Genomic DNA, 19174 nt, shown 5'->3' with positions numbered 1-19174 from the left:
GACATGGTTGCAACTCTGATGACCGAGCAGGCGGAGGCGGTCGTGTACGCGCCCGCCACCGGCCTGCTGTCGTACATGTGGCTGCTCATCGCCATCCCGGCGGTCAGCGCGCTGATCCTGCTGCTGGCGGGCAAGGCCGCGAACCGCTGGGGCCACTGGCTGGGCGTCGCCGCTGTCCTCGCCTCCTTCATCCTCGGCCTGACCCTGTTCTTCCAGCTGCGCAACCTGGAGAACCGGGCGGTCGTCGAGAACCTCTACAGCTTCATCCCGGTGGGCAACCTCCGGGTGGACTTCGGGCTGCTCTTCGACCCGCTGGCGGCGTGCTTCGTGCTGCTGATCACGGGCGTCGGCTTCCTGATCCACCTGTACGCCACCGAGTACATGTCGCACGACGAGGGACGTCGCCGCTTCTTCGGCTACTTCAACCTCTTCATCGCGGCGATGCTGCTGCTGGTGCTCGGCAACAACTACGTGATGCTGTACTTCGGCTGGGAGGGCGTCGGTCTGGCGTCGTACCTGCTGATCTCCTTCTGGTACGGCCGTCCGGCCGCCGCGACCGCGGGCAAGAAGGCGTTCCTGATGAACCGCGTCGGTGACGCGGGCCTGGTGCTGGGCATCTTCCTGATGTTCGCCTACCTCGGCTCGGTCAACTACGAGGTCGTCTTCAACAACATCGGGACGCTGGGCAGCACCACGATCCTGCTGATCGGCCTGGCGCTGCTGGCCGGCGCCGCCGGCAAGTCGGGCCAGTTCCCGCTGCAGGCCTGGTTGCCCGACGCGATGGAGGGCCCGACCCCGGTCTCGGCCCTGATCCACGCCGCGACGATGGTGACCGCCGGTGTGTACCTGATCGCCCGCTCCAACCCGATCTTCTCGGCCAACGCCACGCTCCAGACGGTCGTGGTCAGCGTCGGCGCGATCACGCTGCTGCTGGGGTGCATCATCGGCGCGGCCAAGGACGACATCAAGCGGGTCCTCGCCTGGTCGACCGTGTCGCAGATCGGCTACATGTTCCTGGGCGTCGGGCTGGGCGGCGGCGCGTACGCGCTGGCCATCATCCACCTGCTGGCGCACGGCTTCTTCAAGGCCAACATGTTCCTCGGCGCCGGTTCGGTCATGCACGGCATGAACGACCAGGTGGACATCCGCCGCTTCGGCGGGCTGTCGAAGTACATGAAGATCACCTGGCTGACCTTCATGATGGGCTGGCTGGCGATCATCGGCATCCCGCCGCTGAGCGGCTTCTTCACCAAGGAGCCGATCATCGTGGCCGCGTTCTCGCGGCCCGGCTGGACCGGCTGGCTGTACGGCCTGGCCGCCCTGCTCGGCGCCGGTCTGACCGCCTTCTACATGACCCGCCTGTTCATCCTGACCTTCCACGGTCCGAAGCGGTGGACCACCGCCAAGGAGGGGTCGGTCGACCAGCACCCGCACGAGTCGCCGCCGGCCATGACGATCCCGCTGATCCTGCTGGCCCTCGGCTCGATCGTCGCCGGTCTCCTGATGAAGACCTCGGTGGTGCAGTGGCTGGAGCCGGTGCTCGGCCCCGAGACCGCCGAGCACCCGAAGCTGGGCCACCTCACCATCACCGTCCTGAGCCTGGTGCTGACGGTCGCGGGTGCGGGCCTGGCGTACGCCCTGTTCCGCAACGGCACCGCGCTGGCCCCGCAGCCCGCGGGCGTGCTGGTCACCGCGGCCCGCAACAACCTCTACACCGACGCCTTCAACGAGGCCGTGTTCGAGAAGCCCGGCAACTGGCTGACCCGTCTGCTGGTCTTCGTCGACAACAAGGGTGTCGACGGTCTGGTCAACGGGCTCGCGGCGGCGGTCGGCGGCGGTTCGGGCCGGCTGCGGCGGCTGCAGACCGGGTTCGTCCGGTCCTACGCGCTCTCAATGCTGGTCGGCGGGGTCCTGGTGCTCGGCGCCTTCCTCGCGGTGCAGCTCGGCTGGATGGGATAACGATGAAATACCTGTCAATCCTGACCCTGGCGCCGCTGGTCGGTGCGCTGGCGGTCGCGTTCGTGCCGCGCAGCAAGCCGCAGCTGGCCAAGCAGCTGGCGCTGCTGGTCTCGGTGGTGGTGTTCGGCGTCGCGGTCGCCACGTGGCTGGCCTTCAAGACCGGGGCGGGCGCGCCGCGCCTCCAGCTCCAGGAGTCCTTCAGCTGGATCCCGGCCTGGGGCGCGAACTTCTCGTTCGGCGTGGACGGCATCGCCCTGGTGATGATCGCGCTGATCGCGCTGCTGGTCCCGCTGGTCATCCTGGCCAGCTGGCACGACGCCGAGCGCAGCCAGCGCAGCGTCCCGGCGTACTTCGCGCTGCTGCTGGCGCTCGAAGGCATGATGATCGGCAACTTCGTCGCGACCGACGTGCTGATGTTCTACCTGTTCTTCGAGCTGATGCTGGTCCCGATGTACTTCCTCATCGGCTCCTTCGGCTCCGACGTGCAGCCCAAGCAGCGCCAGTACGCCGCAGTGAAGTTCTTCCTGTACTCGCTGGTCGGCGGCCTGTTCATGCTGGCCGCCGTCATCGGCCTGTGGGTGCTCGGCGGGCACACCTTCGACTGGCAGACGCTGACCAACGCGGAGTTCGCCACCACCACGCAGCGGTGGCTGTTCCTCGGGTTCTTCCTGGCGTTCGCCATCAAGGCGCCGTTCTTCCCGTTCCACACCTGGCTGCCGGACGCTGGCGGTGCGGCTCCGGCCGGTGCCGCGGCGCTGCTGGTCGGCGTGATGGACAAGGTCGGCACCTTCGGCATCCTGCGCTACTGCCTCCCGCTGTTCCCGGAGGCGTCGCGCTGGTTCGCGCCGTGGGCGATCGCGCTGTCGCTGGTCGGCATCATCTACGCGGCGCTGCTGGCGGTCGGCCAGAACGACCTCAAGCGCCTGGTGAGCTACACCTCGATCGCGCACTTCGGCTTCATCGGCATCGGCATCTTCGCCTTCACCATCCAGGCCGGCAGCGGCTCGGTGCTGTACATGCTGAACCACGGGCTCGCCACCGGCCTGCTGTTCCTGGTCGTGGGCATGTTCGTGGCCCGGCGCGGCAGCACGATGATCAAGGACTTCGGCGGCGCGGGCAAGCTGCTGCCGATCCTGGCGGGCGTCTTCTTCATCGCCGGTATGGCCTCGCTGGCCCTGCCGGGCCTGGCCCCGTTCGTCAGCGAGTTCCTGGTGCTGATCGGCACGTTCACCGTCAACAAGACGGTGGCGGTGATCGCGACGGCCGGCATCATCCTGGCCGCGGCGTACGTGCTGTGGATGGTGCAGCGCACCACGCAGGGCACGCTCAACGACAAGCTGCGCGACATCGAGCCGATGAAGCGGGACCTGTCGCTGCGCGAGGGCGTCGTGGTGGCGCCGCTGATCGCGCTGCTGCTGATCCTCGGCTTCTACCCGAAGCCGGTTCTTGACGTGATCAACCCGGCGGTGCAGGCCACGCTGAACAGCGTGGTCAGCCCGGAGCGGGCCGACCCGGCGCCCGCCACCACTGTGGAAGCAGGAAAGTGACCATGGGCGACACCGTGAACTCATTGCCCGACATCGACTACACCGCCGTGGCGCCGATGCTGATCCTCTTCGGCGCGGCGTGCCTCGGTGTGCTCGTCGAGGCGTTCGTGCCCAGGTCGGTGCGCAACGCGGTGCAGCTGGTGCTGAGCCTGCTGGCCATGGCCGTCGCGCTGTTCGTCGTGATCAAGCGGGCGACGGCCGGCGTGTCCGCGGCGACGGCGCACACGGCCGCCCAGGCGATCTCGATCGACAAGGCGGGCCTGTTCCTCGAAGGCACGCTGCTGGTGCTCGGCATCGTCTCGCTGCTGCTGATCGGTGAGCGGACGCTGGAGACCGGCGGCCCGTTCGTGGCGCAGGCCGCGATCACCGTCGGCTCCGAGGCCGACCGCCGCCAGGCCGCCCGGGAGTCCGGCGCGACCGAGGTGTACCCGCTGGCGCTGTTCGCGCTGGGCGGCATGCTCCTGTTCGTGTCCTCGAACGACCTGCTGGTCATGTTCGTGGCGCTGGAGGTCTTCTCGCTGCCGCTGTACCTGCTCTGCGCACTGGCCCGCCGCAAGCGGCTGCTGTCGCAGGAGGCCGCGGTGAAGTACTTCCTGCTCGGCGCGTTCGCCTCGGCGTTCTTCCTGTTCGGCCTGGCCATGGTGTACGGCTACGCCGGCGCGGTGGACTTCAACTCGATCCACGACGCCGTCAACACCTCGGACAAGCCGTTCGTGCTGCTGATGATCGGCCTGGCGATGCTCTCGATCGGCCTGCTGTTCAAGGTCGCCGCGGTGCCGTTCCACGTGTGGACCCCCGACGTCTACCAGGGCGCGCCTACCCCGATCACCGCGTTCATGGCGGCGTGCACCAAGGCGGCCGCCTTCGGCGGCCTGGCCCGCGTGCTGTACGCCGGGTTCGACCGGGCCAGCTGGAACTTCACCCCCGTGCTCGGCGTCATCGCGGTGCTCACGATGCTCGTGGGCGCGGTGCTGGCGGTGACCCAGACCGACCTCAAGCGGCTGCTGGCGTACTCCTCGGTCGCCAACGCCGGTTACCTGCTGGTCGGTGTGCTGGCCGGCGGCCGTGACGGCCTGAGCAGCATGCTGTTCTACCTCGTGGCGTACGGCTTCTCGATCATCGCCGCGTTCGCCCTGCTGACCCTGGTCCGCGACGCCGACGGTGAGGCCACCCACCTGTCCCGCTGGGCGGGCCTGGGCCGGCGGTCGCCGTTCTTCGCCAGCATCTTCACCTTCCTGCTGCTGGCCTTCGCCGGTCTGCCGCTGACCAGCGGCTTCACCGCGAAGTTCGCGGTGTTCGGCGCGGCCATCGGCGGCGGCCAGACCTGGCTGGTGCTGTTCGGCGTGCTCAGCAGCATCATCCTGGCCTTCCCGTACCTGCGGGTGGTCGTGATGATGTGGCTGTCCGAGCCCGGCGACACCACGCCGAGCGTGTCCATCCCGGGCGCGCTGACGTCGGCCGCGCTGATGATCGGCGTACTGGTGACGCTGGTGCTCGGTGTGGCGCCCAGCAAGCTGCTGGAACTGGCGAACGACGCGGCGACCTTCGTCCGCTGACCTTTCGCCCGGTAAGAAGTGGAAAGTCCGAAGCTCCTCCCATGTCGTCAGATAGGCATGGGGGGAGCTTCGATCATGTGTAGGTCATGTGGCATCGTGGGGGCGTGGTGAGCAGCGTTAACGGTCGTACTGCCCGGGGGGCCGGCGTGAGTTTCGCCGACCCGGAGCTGGAGGCGACGGTAAACACGACGCTGGCGCAGGTGGAGGCACGTCTGCGCGAGTCCGTCGAGTCCGCCGACCCCTTCGTCGCCGAGGCTGCCCGGCACCTGCTGGATGCCGGCGGCAAGCGGTTCCGCCCGATGCTCGTCTCGGTCTGCGCGCACTTCGGCGACCCGCACGCGCCCGAGCTGATCGACGCCGCGGCGGTCCTGGAGCTGACCCACGTCGCGACGCTCTACCACGACGACGTGATGGACGAGGCCCTGGTGCGGCGCGGCACCCCGAGCGCCAACGCGCGCTGGGGCAACTCGCTGGCCATCCTGGTCGGCGACTTCCTGTTCTCGCGCGCCGCCGAGCTCGCGGCCGGCCTCGGCCCGGAGGCTGTGAAGATCCAGGCGCAGACCTTCGCCGCCCTGGTGCACGGCCAGATCGCCGAGACCGTGGGCCCGCGCGACGCCGACCCGGTCGAGCACCACCTCTACGTGCTGGCGGGCAAGACCGGTTCGCTCATGGCTACCTGCGCCACCTTCGGCGGCATGTTCTCCGGGGCGTCCCCGGCCGTCACCGCCAGCCTCACCGAGTATGCCGAGACGCTGGGGCTGGCCTTCCAGCTCTCCGACGACCTGCTCGACATCGCCAGCGACAGCTCGGACTCGGGCAAGACCCCGGGCACCGACCTGCGCGAGGGCGTGCCGACCCTGCCGGTGCTGTACGCCCTGGCCAGCCAGGACGCCGACCCGGCCGCGGTGCGGCTGCGCCAGATCCTGTCCGACGGCCCGGTCACCGACGACGAGATGCACGCCGAGGCGCTGGAACTGCTGCGCGAGAGCGACGCGATGCGCCAGGCCCGCGAGACCGTCCGGGGGTACGCCGAGCGCGCCCGCGCGCAGTTGGTCGATCTTCCCGACAACGCCGCCAAGGCCGCCCTGGAGGCCCTCTGCGACGTCGTGGCGGACAGGATCAGTTGACGTCCGTGTCGTAAGTGGATCGACCTAAGTCGCTACCTTTCGGCCCTTCACCTGAGCCGTGCATTTGCATATCGTAGGTGCGGCTGCCTGGGAGGTGCTGACGATGCGAGATTCCACAGTCCCGCCATCGGACATGGTCAGCAGCGTCGCCCGGGCGCTGCGCGTGCTCGAAGTGGTGGGCGAGTCGCCCGCCGGGCTGTCACCCAAGCAGATCGCCCGCCGCTGCGACATCACCCCCGCCGCCGCGTACCGGATGCTGCGCACCCTGGCCCATCAGGGCTACGTGATGCGGCGTGCGGACGGCGGCTACACCCTGGGCCTGGCCGTGGCCGACCGGTTCCGCGAGCTCGTCGTCGCGATGCGCGGGCCCGCCGAGGTCGGCACCGTGCTGCGCCGCGCGTCGGCCGAGATCGGGTACAGCCACTACCTGGGCAGCTTCGTCGACGGCAACGTCGCCATCACCGCGGTCGCCGAGGGCATCCGCTCCCCGCACGTCGAGGACCTGGTGCCCGGGTTCGACGACGGCGCCCACGCCACCGCGCTCGGCAAGACCCTGCTGGCCACGCTCGACCCCGCCGCCCGCGAGCGCTACCTCAAGGAGCACGGCATGCGGGCGTTCACGCAGGCGACGATCCGGTCGTCGTCGGCGCTGGACGCCGACATCGCCGCCGGGATGCGGCGCGGCATGCAGGTGGAGATCGGCCAGTTCCGCTCGGGCGTCGCGTGCGCCGCGGTGGCCGTGCAGACAGCCGGGGACCTCTCGCAGCGCTACGTCGTCGCCTGCGCCCTGCCCGCCGTGGACCTGGTGGCGCAGGCACCCGTGATCCGCGAGCGCCTCTACGGCACCGCCAGGGCCCTCGCCAGCGCCCTCAACCCGCCCCTGTCCGCCGCCGCCTGACCCACCGGGGATCTTGGGCTGAGATGGGGAACGGCGCCCGGGGCGGGGCCGCGGGCGCCGTCGGAACAGGGTGGGTCAGGAGCCGGCGGGCTTGCCGTCCAGGCGCCATACGCCCACGATGCCGGGCTTGCTGTAGTCGCCGTCGGGCCAGGTGCTGGCCGGCTTGTCGAACGACGCGCCGGTGAGCTCGCCGGGGTGCTGCACCGCGGCGAAGACCGTCCGGTTGTCGGTGCTGATGAACGGGCCGCAGGTCTCGGCGCCGCGCGGCACGGTCAGGAACTGCTTGAGGTGGCCGGCCTCCGGGCCCGAGAGGGCCGTGGCGAACAGGCCGTCATTGCTGAGCAGCGCGTTGCCGTCCGTGGAGATCCACAGGTTGCCCTTGCTGTCGAAGGCGACGTTGTCCGGGCAGGAGATCGGGGAGACCTTGGTCTTGTCGTACCCCATGAAGTAGGTCGACGGGTCCGCCGGGTCGCCGCAGACGATCGGGATCGCCCAGGTGAACGTGGCGCCGGTGTGGTCGCCGCCGTCCTCGGTCAGCTCGAAGATGTGGCCGTGCTTGTTGGCGTTGCGCGGGTTGGCCTCGTCGGCCAGGACGCCCCGGCCGGTGGTGGTGCCCCGGGCGGTGTTGTTGGTCAGCGCGGCGTAGATCCTGCGGTTGACCGGGTTCGGCTCGACGTCCTCGGGCCGGTCCATCTTGGTGGCGCCGACGGCGTCGGCGGCCTGGCGGGTGAAGACCAGGATCTGCTCGACTGTCCAGCCGGGGACCATCGAGCGGCCGTCCTTGACCAGCGGCAGCCAGGTGCCGGTGCCGTTGAAGGCGCCGTCGGCGGGCAGCTTGCCGGTGCCGTCGATCTCGGCGGCGCTGGTGAAGTCGAGCTTGGCGACGTACAGGTCGCCGGACTCCAGCAGCGTCATGTTCTGCTTGCGCGCCCAGTACGAGTCGCCCCGGGCGATCTTCCTGCTGGAGACGAACTTGTACATGTAGTCGAAGCGCTCGTCGTCGCCCATGTACGCCACGACGTGCCCGTTGTCGGCCACGATGACGTTGGCGCCCTCGTGCTTGAACCGGCCCAGCGCGGTGTGCTTGCGCGGGGCCGAGTCCGGGTCGAACGGGTCGATCTCCACGATCCAGCCGAAGCGGTTGACCTCGTTCGGGTTCGCGGTCAGGTCGAACCGGGCGTCGACCCGGTCCCACTTGCGCGAGTCGGCGGGGTAGCGGGCGGTCGTGGAGACGCCGTAGCGGCTCAGGGCCGCCTTGGCCTCCTCGGGCACGCCGTCGCCGCCGACGAAGTACTGGTTCCAGTTCTCCTCGCCCGACAGCACCGTGCCCCAGGGGGTCACGCCGCCCGCGCAGTTGTTCAGCGTGCCGACGACCCGCTTGCCGGTCGGGTCGGCGGCAGTCTTGAGCAGGGCGGAACCGGCCGCGGGGCCGGTCACCGAGAACACCGTGGACAGGGCGGTGATACGCCGGTTGTACGGGCGGCGCCCGCGGTCGACGACGGCCCACTGTCCCGTACGCCCGACGCGCTCCAGCTCGACCACGGACATGCCGTGCGCCGCGATCGCGGCCCTGACCTGCTCGTCGCTCAGCGCGTCCAGCGTGGTGAACCCGGGGAACATCAGGTTCTCGTTGGTGTACTCGTGGTTGCAGACCAGTAGGGCCCGGTCGTTGCCCCGGCCCAGCGGCAGCACCGCGACGAAGTCGTTGTTGTAGCCGAACTGCTTGGACTGGCTCGCGCCCGTCTGGGCGGCCGGGTCGAAGTCCGGCGCGCCGGGCACGACCTCGTCACCCCAGCGGATGATCACGTTGTGGTCGTACCCGTTGGGGACGACCAGGTTGTCCAGGGTGTTCGGCGGGATCGGGGAGAACGTCAGCGCGGCCGGGCCGCCCGAGGTCTCCAGCGACGCGGCCGAGAAGCCCTCGGCGGCACCGGACTGTCCGGACTCGGCGAACGCGGGCACCGCACCGGCCACGGCACCGGCGGCGGCACCGGCGAAGCCCAGCGCGATCGCACCGGCCGAGCCGGCCTTCAGCACGCCCCGGCGGGTGACCTCGGCCTCGATCCGGTCGCCGAGGTACTCGTTGCCCGAGGTGTTGGGGGCGGGGTGGTCGCAGGCGTTGCCGCAGCGGTACTGGCAGGTCATCGAGGACCGGCTGCCTCCGCTGTGGCCGTCCCCGCCGAGCAGGGGGAGTCGGCGGCGGGATTCGTTCATAGAGCAATTCCTCCATGCGTGGGATCGGCACATGCCTTCCGTCACGCAAGGTAGGGACGCCGGATGATCCCACCCCTGACCCACGATGAACGCGGGGTGAACGTCTCCGCGAACCCGCTCGCCAAGGGCGCCCCGCCCCGCACCGCCCTCAAGATCGCGACACTTTCGGGGAAAGTGCTGGAATCTTGGCGGGGATTTCGACACTTTCCCCGAAACTGCACCCTTCCTTTGCTTGTCAGGCGGCGGGGAGGGGAGCGGGGCGCAGGCGGGTGGCGCGGGCGGAGCGCAGCCCGTCCCAGGTGAAGACGGCCAGTGCCACCCACACCAGCCCGAACCCGAACAGCCGCACCGGCGGCATCGGTTCGTGGAAGAGGAACACGCCCAGGGCGAGTTGGAGGGTGGGGGCGACGTACTGGAGCATGCCGAGGCTGACCAGGGGGAGGCGGTTGGCGGCGCCGGCGAACATCAGCAGCGGGATGGCGGTGAGCGCCCCGGCGGCGGCCAGCAGCAGGCTGTGACCGGTGCTGAGGTGGCCGAAGGTGAGCTGGTCGTGGCGCGCGTACCAGATGAGCAGGGCCAGGGCGGGGAGGCTGAGGACGGCCGACTCGACGAAGAGGCCGTCGGTGGCGGGCAGGCCCAGGCGCTTCTTCACCAGGCCGTACATGGAGAAGCTGAAGGCCAGGATGAGGGCGACCCACGGCGGGTGGCCGTAGTCGACGGTGAGCACCAGCACCGCGACGGTGCCGATGCCGACAGCGGCCCACTGCGCCGTGCGCAGGCGCTCGTGCAGGATCACGACGCCCGCGACGATCACCACGAGCGGCGTGATGAAGTATCCGAGCGACGTCTCGACGACCCGGTTGATGTTGACGGCCCAGATGTAGGTGGCCCAGTTGACGCCGATGAGTACTCCGGCCAGGGCGACCCCGGCCAGGGTCGCCGGGCGGTGGCGGAGTTCGGCGATCCGGCGCCAGCCGCGTACGGCACTGAGCAGGATGATCATGAACAGCACGGACCAGACGACGCGGTGCGCGAGCACCTCGAACGGTCCGGACGGCCGCAGCAGCTTGAAGTACGCGGGGAAGAAGCCCCACATGATGTACGCGCCGAGCCCGTACAGATAGCCGAGGCGAAGCTCACTCACCATCGAATCGTAAGGGGCAATCGCCGCTACGGTACTGACTATGTGACGGTGATCGCTGCCCCGGGGCGGAACCGGCACTCAGCGTGCGGGTTCCGCCCCGAAACGGCGATCTTGGACCGTGCTGGGAGGCTGCGGCGTGGCGCCGCGGCGCAGGGGTCAGTCCTTGTCGGGGATGAGCAGGTTGAGGGCCCAGCTGACCAGGCCGACGACCAGTGCGCCCAGCAGGGCGGAGAGGAAGCCGTCGACGTGGAACGGCACGTCCAGCACCCCGGCGATGGCGCTGGTCAGCCAGAACAGCAGGCCGTTCACCACGAGCGCGATCAGGCCCAGGGTGAACACGTAGAAGGCGCAGCCGACCGTCTTGACGATCGGGCGCAGCAGCGCGTTGCACACGCCGAAGATCACGGCGATGGCGACGTAGGTGCCGATCTTGCCGGCAGTGGTCTCTGCGTTCACCGTGATGCCGTCGATCAGCAGCGTCGCCACCCAAACGGCGGCCGCGCTGGCGGCCAATCGGAGGATGATGCCCATGGAGCGGCATCGTGCCACGTATCGGCAAGGAAAGCATCCCCCGGCTCAGCGCGTCCCGCGCGACGCCGATCCGATGAGCTGCTGCTCGTACGAGGTCAGCGACAGTGCGGCCCAGCGCACCGAGCGCCGGTGCACCACGCCGATCATGCCGGGCTGGGCCCGCGACAGCCACGCCTCCTGGTCGCGCGACAGCCCCAGCACCGACACCGCGACCGCGGCCTCGGCCGGTTGCAGCGGCTGGAGCAGGGCCAGGTCGGCGCGGCCGAGCACGTCCACGTCCACCGGGGACAGGTCGTCGCGCACCACCAGCGTGCTGTGCCAGGGCGTGCCCGGGGTGCGGTCGGCGGCGACCGGCCCGATGTCCACGATCGTAAGCAGCGGCCGCAGCGGCGTGCCCGGCGGCACCGTCACCGGGCCGGGCGCCATCACGGTCAGCGGCGCCCCGGCGCCCAGGCCGCGCGCGAACGCCTCCCAGGCCCACGGGCGGGTCGTCTGCACCAGCACGTAGCCGCCCAGGGCCATGGCGCGCACCGCGACGGTCTGCGCAACCGGCACGCCGCCGATCAGCACCGCCCGGGTGGCCTCCGGCCGGAACAGCCGGAACGCGACCGCCTCGTTGTGCCGGTTCACCCCGATCATGAGCCCGCTGCCGCCGTACGGCGTGATCAGCGCGCCCACGGCGGCGCCGCGCCGGGCCGGGCCGAGGTGGCCGCCGGGCGCGATCCCGGCCGGGGTCGGACCGCCCAGCGGGAGCGTGGCCAGGTAGCCGTCGAGCTGCTCGCCGTCGAGGCGGCGGGCCTGGGCGTGGTCGGCGGTGAGCACCTGGCGCAGCGCGCCCGCGGCGTTGCCCAGCGACGTCTGGTCCGGGGCGGTGAGCCGCACCGCGAGCTGGGCGTGCAGCTGGTCGCCGTGGCCGGTCCACGGGCCGGCGGTCAGCGAGACCGCCACCGTGGTCGCGGGCAGGCGGAGCAGGCGCGGCAGCAGCGCGTGCGCGGGGTCCGGGTGCGACTGCGGCCACCGCTCCACGGTGTGCACGGTCTGGAGCAGGCCGCCCGCGTACAGCGCGGACCAGCCCTCCTGGACGGCCTGGCCGCTGTCGTGCCCGGCCGTCTCGCCGATCACGCGCAGCGCGGCGACCTCGCCGAGCACCCGGTGCGGGACGCTGCCGAGCCGGGCGCGCACCTTGCGCACCACCCCGGCCAGGGCGCGCTGGAGGTCGCGCTCGTCCCAGCCGTCGGCGCGCTGGACCCGTACGCACAGCACGGCGCGCTCGTCGGCGAGCAGGCGCCCGCCGGTGAGCTGGCGGTAGGACGAGGCGGCCGGGGAGGAGCCGTTGGCGGCGTTGGCGAGCAGCAGCAGTTGCAGGCGCACCGGCGGCGCGTCCGGGGCCGGGGCGGGCAGCAGCGACGCCGGGGACGGCAGCGGGTGCCACGCCTTGGTCGGCAGCACCGCCTGCTCACCCAGCTCCAGCAGCACGACCAGGCCCTCGGCGTCGGCGAGCACCGCGCACTGCTGGCCCTCGATGTCGGCGGTGCCCACCCGGGAACCGGGGTGCACCAGGCCGAGCAGGTCGGCGACGTCGGCGCCGGCCTCGACGCGCCGGCGGCGGGCGCGGAAGCGGGTGTACACCGAGAGCCACTGGGACACCCAGCGGCCGCGCCAGCGCCCCCAGCCGAGCACGACCAGCGCCGCCGCGACCGGCACGGCCGCCGCGACCGCGCCGTAGCCGACCCGCGTGGCGCCGACGAGCAGCACCAGTGCGATCTGGACAGTGACGATCTGGCCGCCGCTGAGTCCCAGAAAACGCCTTGGCGGCAACGGATATGCCATCGGGGCCGGCTCGATGGTGCTCGCCTCCGGCCCGGTCACCGTGTCGACCGACATCGCGATAGCCTCCCCTTGGCGCGTACCGCCGCACTCCGCCCGGCTCATGTTAGAGCTGCGCGCCGATCCGTGGGGAGGGCCCATGCCGTCGAGACAGGACCAGCTGCACTCGTACCAGTTCAGCGTGCAGCGTGTGGTCTCGGCTCTGGTGATGCGCGACACCGATCCGGCGCAGTCGCCGTTCCGGCGCGCCGCCAGCAGCACCGTGGCGAGCATCTGCCTGGCCGTGGTCGTCGCGGCCGGATTCGGGGTGTACGGCGTGTTCAGCGAGCGCGGTGACGTCGGCTGGCAGGCCGACGGCACCGTCGTCATCGAGGACGGCACCGGCGCCAAGTACGTGTACCGCAACGAGAAGCTGCACCCGGCGCTGAACCTCGCCTCGGCCCTGCTGGCCTCCGGCCAGTCCGCGCCGCAGATCAAGACGGTGTCGCGCAAGTCGCTGGCGGGCGTGCCGCGCGGGCTGACCGTGGGCGTGCCCAACCTGCCCGACTCGCTGCCCGACGGCGACACCCTGCTCGGCGCGCCGTGGTCGCTGTGCTCGGTCAACGGCGAGAAGAAGCCGCTGGCCGCGGTGGCCGTCGGCGACACCGCGCTGGCGGCCAAGGGTCGCCCGATGGGCGACGACGCGCTGTTCGTCCAGGGCGGCGGGCAGTACTACCTGCTCTGGCACGGCCGCCTGTTCAACACCGACGCCTACGTCGCGCAGACGCTCGGCGGCGGCAGCCCGGCCGTCGTGGTGCCGCCCGCCTTCGTCAACCCGCTGGCCAAGGGGCAGCCGCTGGCGCTGCCGCAGGTCGGCTCCCCGGGTGCGGTCTCGACGGCGCTGCCGCGCTACCGCAACGGGCAGGTGCTGAAGATCAAGGATCTCGACGGCGCGATCAAGCAGTACGCCGTGGTGCTCGACGACGGCCTCGCGCTGATCACCGCCGTACAGGCCACGCTGCTGCTCGGCGGCTTCCACAACGAGCACGGCATCCCGGCCGAGCAGGAGATCGACAAGAGCCGCCTGTCCGAACTCGACGCCACCCCGAAGAACCTCGTGCCCGACCCCAACGACCAGCGCCAGCCGCCCGCGGTCCTGCCCGCGATCGCGCAGTACGGCACCGGCGCCCTGTGCGCGGTGTTCCGCGACGAGACCGGGGTCGTGGAGGCGCGGCTGGACGTGCCGGTGGATCTGGCCGGGCGCCCCGCCACGGTCGCCCGCGGCGACAACGGCGCACCGTACGCCGACTATGTGCTGGTGCCGTCGGGCCAGGGCGCGATCGTCGCGGCGGGGACCACGCTGAGCCTGGTCACCGACCAGGGCGTGCGCTTCGCGGCCGCGAAGGCGGAGGTCCTGACCACGCTGGGCTACAGCGGCAAGCCGCCGGTGAAGCTGCCGCCGAAGCTCGTCGACGTGCTGCCGGAGGGGCCTGGGCTGGACCCGCAGACGGCCGCCGCACAGCTCGCGCTGGGCTGAACCGGCGCCGTACGGGCGCGGTTATCCACAGGTCACATCGACCGGGCTGGCAAGAGTGGGCATCGGACGCTACCGTCACCGAGACAGGCGCACCACCATCAACAGTCCGCATGGGACGGTGGGCGCGCAAGTGCACAAAGGGAGTGGGGTGACGCAAGACAATGTCCGGTAGCTCGTCTTCCGAGGCCGCCATCATGGCGCAGACCGCTCAGAAGTTCGACCACGCCAACGACGCCCTGCAGAGCATGCTCAGCCGACTGCTGAGCGAACTCGAGGGTCTGCAGACGTCGTGGGTCGGTCGCGCCGGCACCTCGTTCGAGCAGGTGAAGCGTTCCTGGGCTGAGGACCAGAAGGCGCTGCACCAGTCGCTGGGCGAGACCGCCAGCGCGATCCGCACCGCCGCACAGGAGTACACCCGCGCCGACGAGGACCAGGCCAGCAAGGTCGCATCCAAGAACAGCGGCGGCATCAACCTGAACCTCTGATGGCAGCCCGCAAGGGGGAGGAACTGACATGAGCGACAGCAGACTTGTCGTCGATTTCCAGGCGCTGCACTCGGCCAGCGAGCACATCCAGAAGGCGATCAACAGCCTCGACTCGCACCTCGACCAGCTCGAGAGCGACGCGAAGCCGCTGATCTCCACGTGGAGCGGTGCCGCGCAGACGGCCTACCACGAGCGCCAGCACAAGTGGCGCAGCGCCGCCAACGACCTGTCGGCGATGCTGCGTGACATCAAGGGCGCGGTCGACGAGGCCGCCGTCCAGTTCAAGGACGCCGAGGACCGCAACACCCGGCTGTTCCAGCAGCACTGACCAGCACCATCCCGCACGCCCGGGCCCCGGGTGCCACGGCACCCCGGGATCCGGGCGTCCGCACATCCCCACCCGCCACATCCCCACCCGCTGCCGCACCCCCGGCCCCGCCCGGCCCCGCCCGGCCCCGCCCGGCCCCGGCCGGCCCCGGCCCCGCCCGGTCGATCATGAACTTATGGCAGGGTTCGACGGCGTGTCGCCGCCCCAGCACCGTGATCGACAGCGCTGCCCGGCGGACCTGCCGCATGAAAGCGGGCTGCGGCAGCGGGCTGCCGCGATGATCGCCGTCCCCGGTCAAGACCTCTGCTCAGACAGCACCGATTGACCGCAATCCGCGATCATCGCGGCCTGCGCGGCCTGCGCGGCCTGCGCGATCATCGCGGACCGCGCGGGATGCGGCCGGGTGGGCAGGTTAGGGGGTGCCGGCGGGGCGCCAGCGGCGGCGGATGCCGTTCGGGAGGGCCAGGGCCAGGCCGAGGACCAGCACGGCCAGGGCTACGCCGATGCCGGCCAGCCACAGCGAGCGGCCGCGCAGCTCGACGGCGTCGGCGGCGGCCGCCTCAGCGGCCGGGTCGGTCTTCGGCGGCACCAGTGCGGCCGGAGTGGCCCGCACGCCGTCGTCGAGCACGTCGGTGACCGCGCGGACCGGGTCGACGATCCCGGCGCCGTAGTCCTCGCTGCCCAGGCCGCCGGGTGCCGGGTCGGCCGTGGCGAGCAGGCGGCGCACCACCTGCTCGCGGTTGAGGTGCGGGAACTGCTGGCGCACCAGCGCGGCGGCGCCCGCCACCATCGGGGCGGCGTAGCTGGTGCCGCTGAGGTTCGCCAGCTGGCCGCCGCCGGGCCAGGCGCCGGTGACGTTCTCGCCGGGGGCCACGATGTCGACGTACGGCCCGGTCTGCGACTGGGCCAGGCGCTGGCCGTCGGGGCTGATCGCGCCGACGCCGAGCACCCCCGGCCAGGCGGCCGGGTATGGCGTCTTGTTGCCGCTGGTCTTGCCGTTGCCCGCGGCCGCGACGACGACCACGTCCTTGGCCAGGGCGTAGTCGATCGCGGCGCGGACGTTGGGCAGGCTGTCGGGGCTGACGTCGGTGTAGCTGAGCGACAGGTTCATCACCGTGGCGCCGTGGTCGACCGCCCACCGGATGGCCCGCGCCAGGTCGGGCTCCTCGGCGTGGCGGGCGTTCTCCTGCTTCTCCTGGCCGCCGACCCGCTCGCTGACCCGCACCGGCAGGATCCGGGCGCCCGGGGCGATGCCGCGGAACTCGACCCCCGGCACCGGCCGGGCCGCGATGATGCTGGCGACCTCGGTGCCGTGGCCGACGCAGTCCTGCCGCCCGTCGGTGCCGCCGCCGGTCAGCACGTCCAGGCCCGGATCGACCCGGCCCGCGAGCTGCGGATGGGACGCCGCCACGCCCGAGTCCACCACGGCCACGGTCTCGGTGCGGCCGTCGATGCCGGCGGGCAGGCGGCTCAGGTCCCACAGCTGCTGCGCCCACGGCTTGGCGGTGGCGCGCGGGACGGGTTCGGGGCTGCCGCCGGGGCACGGCGCGGCCCAGGCAGGGGCTGTCGTCAATCCGACGAGTGCCGCGGTGCAGGCGAGCGCGGTTGCCGACGCGGCGGACAGGGTACGGCTGAGATGCAAGGTCGTGCTCCCGGGCGGACCAAGGGGTGAAGGGGTGACGCGAGCGTTCTCAGCGCCGATGCTACCGAAGCCTCCCCGATCGGCTCGTCCCGAAGCGCGACCGTTCGTACGGCATCACCGGCGACTCGTGACGTGCCGCCTAGACTGCCGGTTGCGGCGCGCCTACTCGGCGCAAGGTAAGTTGTGTGACGTACTCTCCCGGCGGGCAGGAGGTGAGCGCACGATGGGTTGGCAACCGGCCAACGACATCGAGATCGCGCTGCTCGAGGCGTTGCACGCCGGCGATCAGGAACAGTACTTCCGGGTGCTGAGCCGATGCGAGCTGATCCTCCCGGTGGCCGGCGACGCCCGTCCCGGCGGTGCCGCGGGCTGGGGCACCTGGGTCGCCGACGGCCGCACCCACGTGCTGTCGTTCACCTCGGCGTCGTCGATGCGGGTGTGCCTGGCCGAGCATGCCGGGCCCGCGCGCCGGATCGGGTTCCAGGAGCTGGCCTCGGCCTGGCCGAACCACGAGTGGTGGCTGGCGGTCAACCCCGGCCTGCCGATCGAGGGCTATCTGCCCGCCTGGTTCGTGACGCAGATGGTGCGCGGCGACGTGCGCATCGCGGGTGCGCCCGCCGAGGCGCGCGGGCGGCTGGAGCGGCTGGAGGCGCTGGAACGCGCCAAGGCCGCGCGCTCGGCGATGCCGCCGCAGCAGCGCCCGACGCACCCGCCCGCCCCGGCCGCCGACCCGACGATCGTCGACGCGGAGGTCATCGAGGTTTCGGACCACCCGCCCGCGATCGCCCCGCCCCGCAGATACGAAGCGCCGCCGCTGCCCGCGGCACCCGCCCCGCCGCTCGTGCCGCCGGTGAACCCGCCCGCGCCCCGGATCGAGGACAACTGGCCCGCCCCGGCCGCGCCGCCCGTCGCGCCGCCGCCCGTCGCCCCGCCGGCCGCGCCGCCGGTGCACGCGCCCGCCGAGCCGGAGCAGGCCGGCGGCCGCTACGGCCAGGCGCCGCGCCGCGAGGTGCCCGCCGGGTCGCCCCGGCACGTGCTGCCCACCGACGAGCCCGACTTCACCCCGGCCAACAGCGTCGAGGAGCAGCTGCTGGAGGCGGCCGAGGCGGGCAACACCGATGCGTTCCTGTCCACGCTGCTGCTGGCCACCGTGCTGGTGCCGACCGCGGGGCCGGGCGGCCCGCAGCCGGGCGAGGAGGGCTTCTCCTGGCAGCCGACCGACATCGACGGCGAGCCGCACATCGTCAGCTTCACCTCGGCGCAGTGCATGCCCGCGCCCGGCGACACGATCCCGGTGCGGTTCATCAAGCTGATCAAGACCTGGCCGGACCCGTCCTGGTCGTTCGCGGTCAACCCGGGCACGCCGATCGGCGCGTCCCTACCCGGCGACCAGCTGCTGGAGCTGGCCCGCTGGGCGGGCGAGATGGGCCTGGGCGGCGACGAGCGCGAGCCGGTCATGCCCGCGCCCACCGCAGGGTCGGCGCCGCCGCCGGTCAAGCGCGACGAGGTCACCGAGATGCAGAAGGTGATCGCGGGCAGCCAGGTCGGCTACTACCTCGACCGCGGCTACGACCGGGTCTCCGGGTTCGTGCACCGCGCCCGCGAGGTCGGCCACCTGCGCGGCCCGCAGGCGCTGCGCGGCGCGCTGGGCCTGAGCTGGGCCGGGTCGCCGTTCAAGCCCGACGACACCGAGATCTTCGTGCTGCGCTGGCCGGCGTTCCGGCCGAGCCTGTACCGGATTCCGTACGGCGGGCAGCACGAGGCGGCGATGCGGGCGATGGAGGGCTGGGTCATCGAGCGGGCCCCGTTCCGGGGCAACGGTTTCGCTCCGGGCGACAGCTCGGAGATCATCGCCGAGTTCAAGGTGGACAGCATCCGCCTGCCCCACGGCGCGCGCCTGCTGCGCGTGGACGCCGAGGGCAAGGAGGAGATGGTCGCGGTGCTCGACAGCGACGGTCCCCGCTGGCTGCGCACCGACGGAGGCGAATGATGCGCGACGGCTTCATCGCGTCATACCTGGGGCGAGAGTACGAGGCGAGCCCGGACGGCGACAGCGTGCGGCTGTACCGCCCGGAGGGTGCCGACGGCTTCGAGGAGGTGCGCCCCGGCCGGTACGTCCGGGTGGTGCCCGCCGCCGAGGTCGACGAGCTGGCCTACGTCCGCACGGTGTGCACCTGGCGCGGCCAGCCGTTCATCGTGCTCGCCGAGCACGAGGGCTGGCTGCGGGTGGAGTACACCGGCGGCAAGGCCCCGGTCGCGGCCGAGCTGGGCCTGGAGGAGTTCGACTACGGCGTCTACCAGGGGTGGGCGGCGCGGGCCGACGTCACCGAGCTGCGCGAGACCCGAGCCTGACCAGCGCACAGCGCGCCCGCGTCAGCGGCCGCTCGGTGGCATCCGGAG

General features: G+C 71.7%; 15 protein-coding genes. 10 read left to right on the top strand and 5 right to left on the bottom strand.

The window, feature by feature from the left end; genetic code table 11:
- Positions 1–18 precede the first annotated feature (18 nt).
- The 5 genes from nuoL to Cs7R123_RS39075 all read left to right on the top strand — a co-directional run bounded on the left by nuoL (position 19) and on the right by Cs7R123_RS39075 (position 7087).
- Positions 19–1959, top strand: a complete 1941-nt coding sequence (gene nuoL, locus Cs7R123_RS39095) for an NADH-quinone oxidoreductase subunit L (protein WP_374707088.1) — start codon at positions 19–21, stop codon at positions 1957–1959.
- A 2-nt stretch (positions 1960–1961) separates the two neighbouring features.
- On the top strand, positions 1962–3506 hold the full coding sequence (locus Cs7R123_RS39090) for an NADH-quinone oxidoreductase subunit M (protein ID WP_212834176.1): 1545 nt from the start codon (positions 1962–1964) through the stop codon (positions 3504–3506).
- 2 nt (positions 3507–3508) lie between these two features.
- Positions 3509–5062: an NADH-quinone oxidoreductase subunit NuoN gene (gene nuoN, locus Cs7R123_RS39085; RefSeq protein ID WP_212834174.1), complete on the top strand. Its 1554-nt coding sequence runs from the start codon at positions 3509–3511 to the stop codon at positions 5060–5062.
- A gap of 86 nt (positions 5063–5148) precedes the next feature.
- Positions 5149–6189 carry a polyprenyl synthetase family protein gene (locus tag Cs7R123_RS39080; protein ID WP_212834172.1) on the top strand — a complete coding sequence of 347 codons (1041 nt, stop codon included), beginning with the start codon at positions 5149–5151 and terminating at the stop codon, positions 6187–6189.
- A 103-nt stretch (positions 6190–6292) separates the two neighbouring features.
- Complete coding sequence (locus tag Cs7R123_RS39075) at positions 6293–7087, top strand: IclR family transcriptional regulator (RefSeq protein ID WP_212834170.1); 795 nt, start codon at positions 6293–6295, stop codon at positions 7085–7087.
- A 75-nt stretch (positions 7088–7162) separates the two neighbouring features.
- On the opposite strand, the gene Cs7R123_RS39070 is transcribed toward Cs7R123_RS39075, so the two are convergent.
- The 4 genes from Cs7R123_RS39070 to Cs7R123_RS39055 form a co-directional block, all read right to left on the bottom strand.
- Complete coding sequence (locus Cs7R123_RS39070) at positions 7163–9301, bottom strand: PhoX family phosphatase (protein ID WP_212834169.1); 2139 nt, start codon at positions 9299–9301, stop codon at positions 7163–7165.
- Between the two features lie 235 nt (positions 9302–9536).
- Complete coding sequence (gene rarD, locus Cs7R123_RS39065) at positions 9537–10445, bottom strand: EamA family transporter RarD (protein ID WP_212834168.1); 909 nt, start codon at positions 10443–10445, stop codon at positions 9537–9539.
- A gap of 156 nt (positions 10446–10601) precedes the next feature.
- Complete coding sequence (locus tag Cs7R123_RS39060) at positions 10602–10976, bottom strand: phage holin family protein (protein ID WP_212834167.1); 375 nt, start codon at positions 10974–10976, stop codon at positions 10602–10604.
- Between the two features lie 45 nt (positions 10977–11021).
- Positions 11022–12860 (bottom strand): type VII secretion protein EccE, encoded by a 1839-nt coding sequence (locus tag Cs7R123_RS39055; RefSeq protein ID WP_212834166.1) that lies wholly within the window; start codon positions 12858–12860, stop codon positions 11022–11024.
- 82 nt (positions 12861–12942) lie between these two features.
- Between Cs7R123_RS39055 and eccB the strand changes: the two genes are divergently transcribed.
- The 3 genes from eccB to Cs7R123_RS39040 all read left to right on the top strand — a co-directional run bounded on the left by eccB (position 12943) and on the right by Cs7R123_RS39040 (position 15132).
- Positions 12943–14319, top strand: coding sequence for a type VII secretion protein EccB (gene eccB, locus Cs7R123_RS39050; RefSeq protein WP_212834165.1), 1377 nt, complete (start codon positions 12943–12945; stop codon positions 14317–14319).
- Between the two features lie 194 nt (positions 14320–14513).
- On the top strand, positions 14514–14804 hold the full coding sequence (locus tag Cs7R123_RS39045; protein WP_212834163.1) for a WXG100 family type VII secretion target: 291 nt from the start codon (positions 14514–14516) through the stop codon (positions 14802–14804).
- A gap of 28 nt (positions 14805–14832) precedes the next feature.
- On the top strand, positions 14833–15132 hold the full coding sequence (locus tag Cs7R123_RS39040; RefSeq protein WP_212834161.1) for a WXG100 family type VII secretion target: 300 nt from the start codon (positions 14833–14835) through the stop codon (positions 15130–15132).
- A 412-nt stretch (positions 15133–15544) separates the two neighbouring features.
- Here Cs7R123_RS39040 and mycP read toward each other — a convergent pair whose 3' ends face one another.
- Positions 15545–16774 carry a type VII secretion-associated serine protease mycosin gene (gene mycP, locus Cs7R123_RS39035; RefSeq protein WP_212834159.1) on the bottom strand — a complete coding sequence of 410 codons (1230 nt, stop codon included), beginning with the start codon at positions 16772–16774 and terminating at the stop codon, positions 15545–15547.
- A 223-nt stretch (positions 16775–16997) separates the two neighbouring features.
- Here mycP and Cs7R123_RS39030 point away from each other — a divergent pair, with 223 nt between their 5' ends.
- Together Cs7R123_RS39030 and Cs7R123_RS39025 are read left to right on the top strand one after the other, a co-directional pair.
- Positions 16998–18764 carry an SseB family protein gene (locus Cs7R123_RS39030; RefSeq protein WP_212834157.1) on the top strand — a complete coding sequence of 589 codons (1767 nt, stop codon included), beginning with the start codon at positions 16998–17000 and terminating at the stop codon, positions 18762–18764.
- On the top strand, positions 18761–19126 hold the full coding sequence (locus Cs7R123_RS39025; RefSeq protein ID WP_212834155.1) for a hypothetical protein: 366 nt from the start codon (positions 18761–18763) through the stop codon (positions 19124–19126). The genes Cs7R123_RS39030 and Cs7R123_RS39025 overlap by 4 nt, the downstream gene beginning before the upstream one ends.
- The last annotated feature ends 48 nt before the right edge of the window (positions 19127–19174 follow it).

Source organism: Catellatospora sp. TT07R-123, assembly GCF_018327705.1.
Lineage (GTDB): Bacteria > Actinomycetota > Actinomycetes > Mycobacteriales > Micromonosporaceae > Catellatospora.
Note: the sequence above shows the minus strand (reverse complement) of the source record. Positions and strands in the feature narration are given on the sequence as shown.

Bases quoted from the DNA above. Each gene is read 5' to 3' on its own strand.
- Cs7R123_RS39075 (WP_212834170.1), top strand. From the start codon at position 6,293: ATGCGAGATTCCACAGTCCCGCCATCGGACATGGTCAGCAGCGTCGCC.
- Cs7R123_RS39080 (WP_212834172.1), top strand. From the start codon at position 5,149: ATGTGGCATCGTGGGGGCGTGGTGAGCAGCGTTAACGGTCGTACTGCC.
- Cs7R123_RS39030 (WP_212834157.1), top strand. From the start codon at position 16,998: ATGGGTTGGCAACCGGCCAACGACATCGAGATCGCGCTGCTCGAGGCG.
- nuoN (WP_212834174.1), top strand. From the start codon at position 3,509: ATGGGCGACACCGTGAACTCATTGCCCGACATCGACTACACCGCCGTG.
- Cs7R123_RS39045 (WP_212834163.1), top strand. From the start codon at position 14,514: ATGGCGCAGACCGCTCAGAAGTTCGACCACGCCAACGACGCCCTGCAG.
- Cs7R123_RS39025 (WP_212834155.1), top strand. From the start codon at position 18,761: ATGATGCGCGACGGCTTCATCGCGTCATACCTGGGGCGAGAGTACGAG.
- Cs7R123_RS39060 (WP_212834167.1), bottom strand. From the start codon at position 10,976: ATGGGCATCATCCTCCGATTGGCCGCCAGCGCGGCCGCCGTTTGGGTG.
- Cs7R123_RS39040 (WP_212834161.1), top strand. From the start codon at position 14,833: ATGAGCGACAGCAGACTTGTCGTCGATTTCCAGGCGCTGCACTCGGCC.
- Cs7R123_RS39055 (WP_212834166.1), bottom strand. From the start codon at position 12,860: ATGTCGGTCGACACGGTGACCGGGCCGGAGGCGAGCACCATCGAGCCG.
- nuoL (WP_374707088.1), top strand. From the start codon at position 19: ATGACCGAGCAGGCGGAGGCGGTCGTGTACGCGCCCGCCACCGGCCTG.
- eccB (WP_212834165.1), top strand. From the start codon at position 12,943: ATGCCGTCGAGACAGGACCAGCTGCACTCGTACCAGTTCAGCGTGCAG.
- Cs7R123_RS39070 (WP_212834169.1), bottom strand. From the start codon at position 9,301: ATGAACGAATCCCGCCGCCGACTCCCCCTGCTCGGCGGGGACGGCCAC.
- Cs7R123_RS39090 (WP_212834176.1), top strand. From the start codon at position 1,962: ATGAAATACCTGTCAATCCTGACCCTGGCGCCGCTGGTCGGTGCGCTG.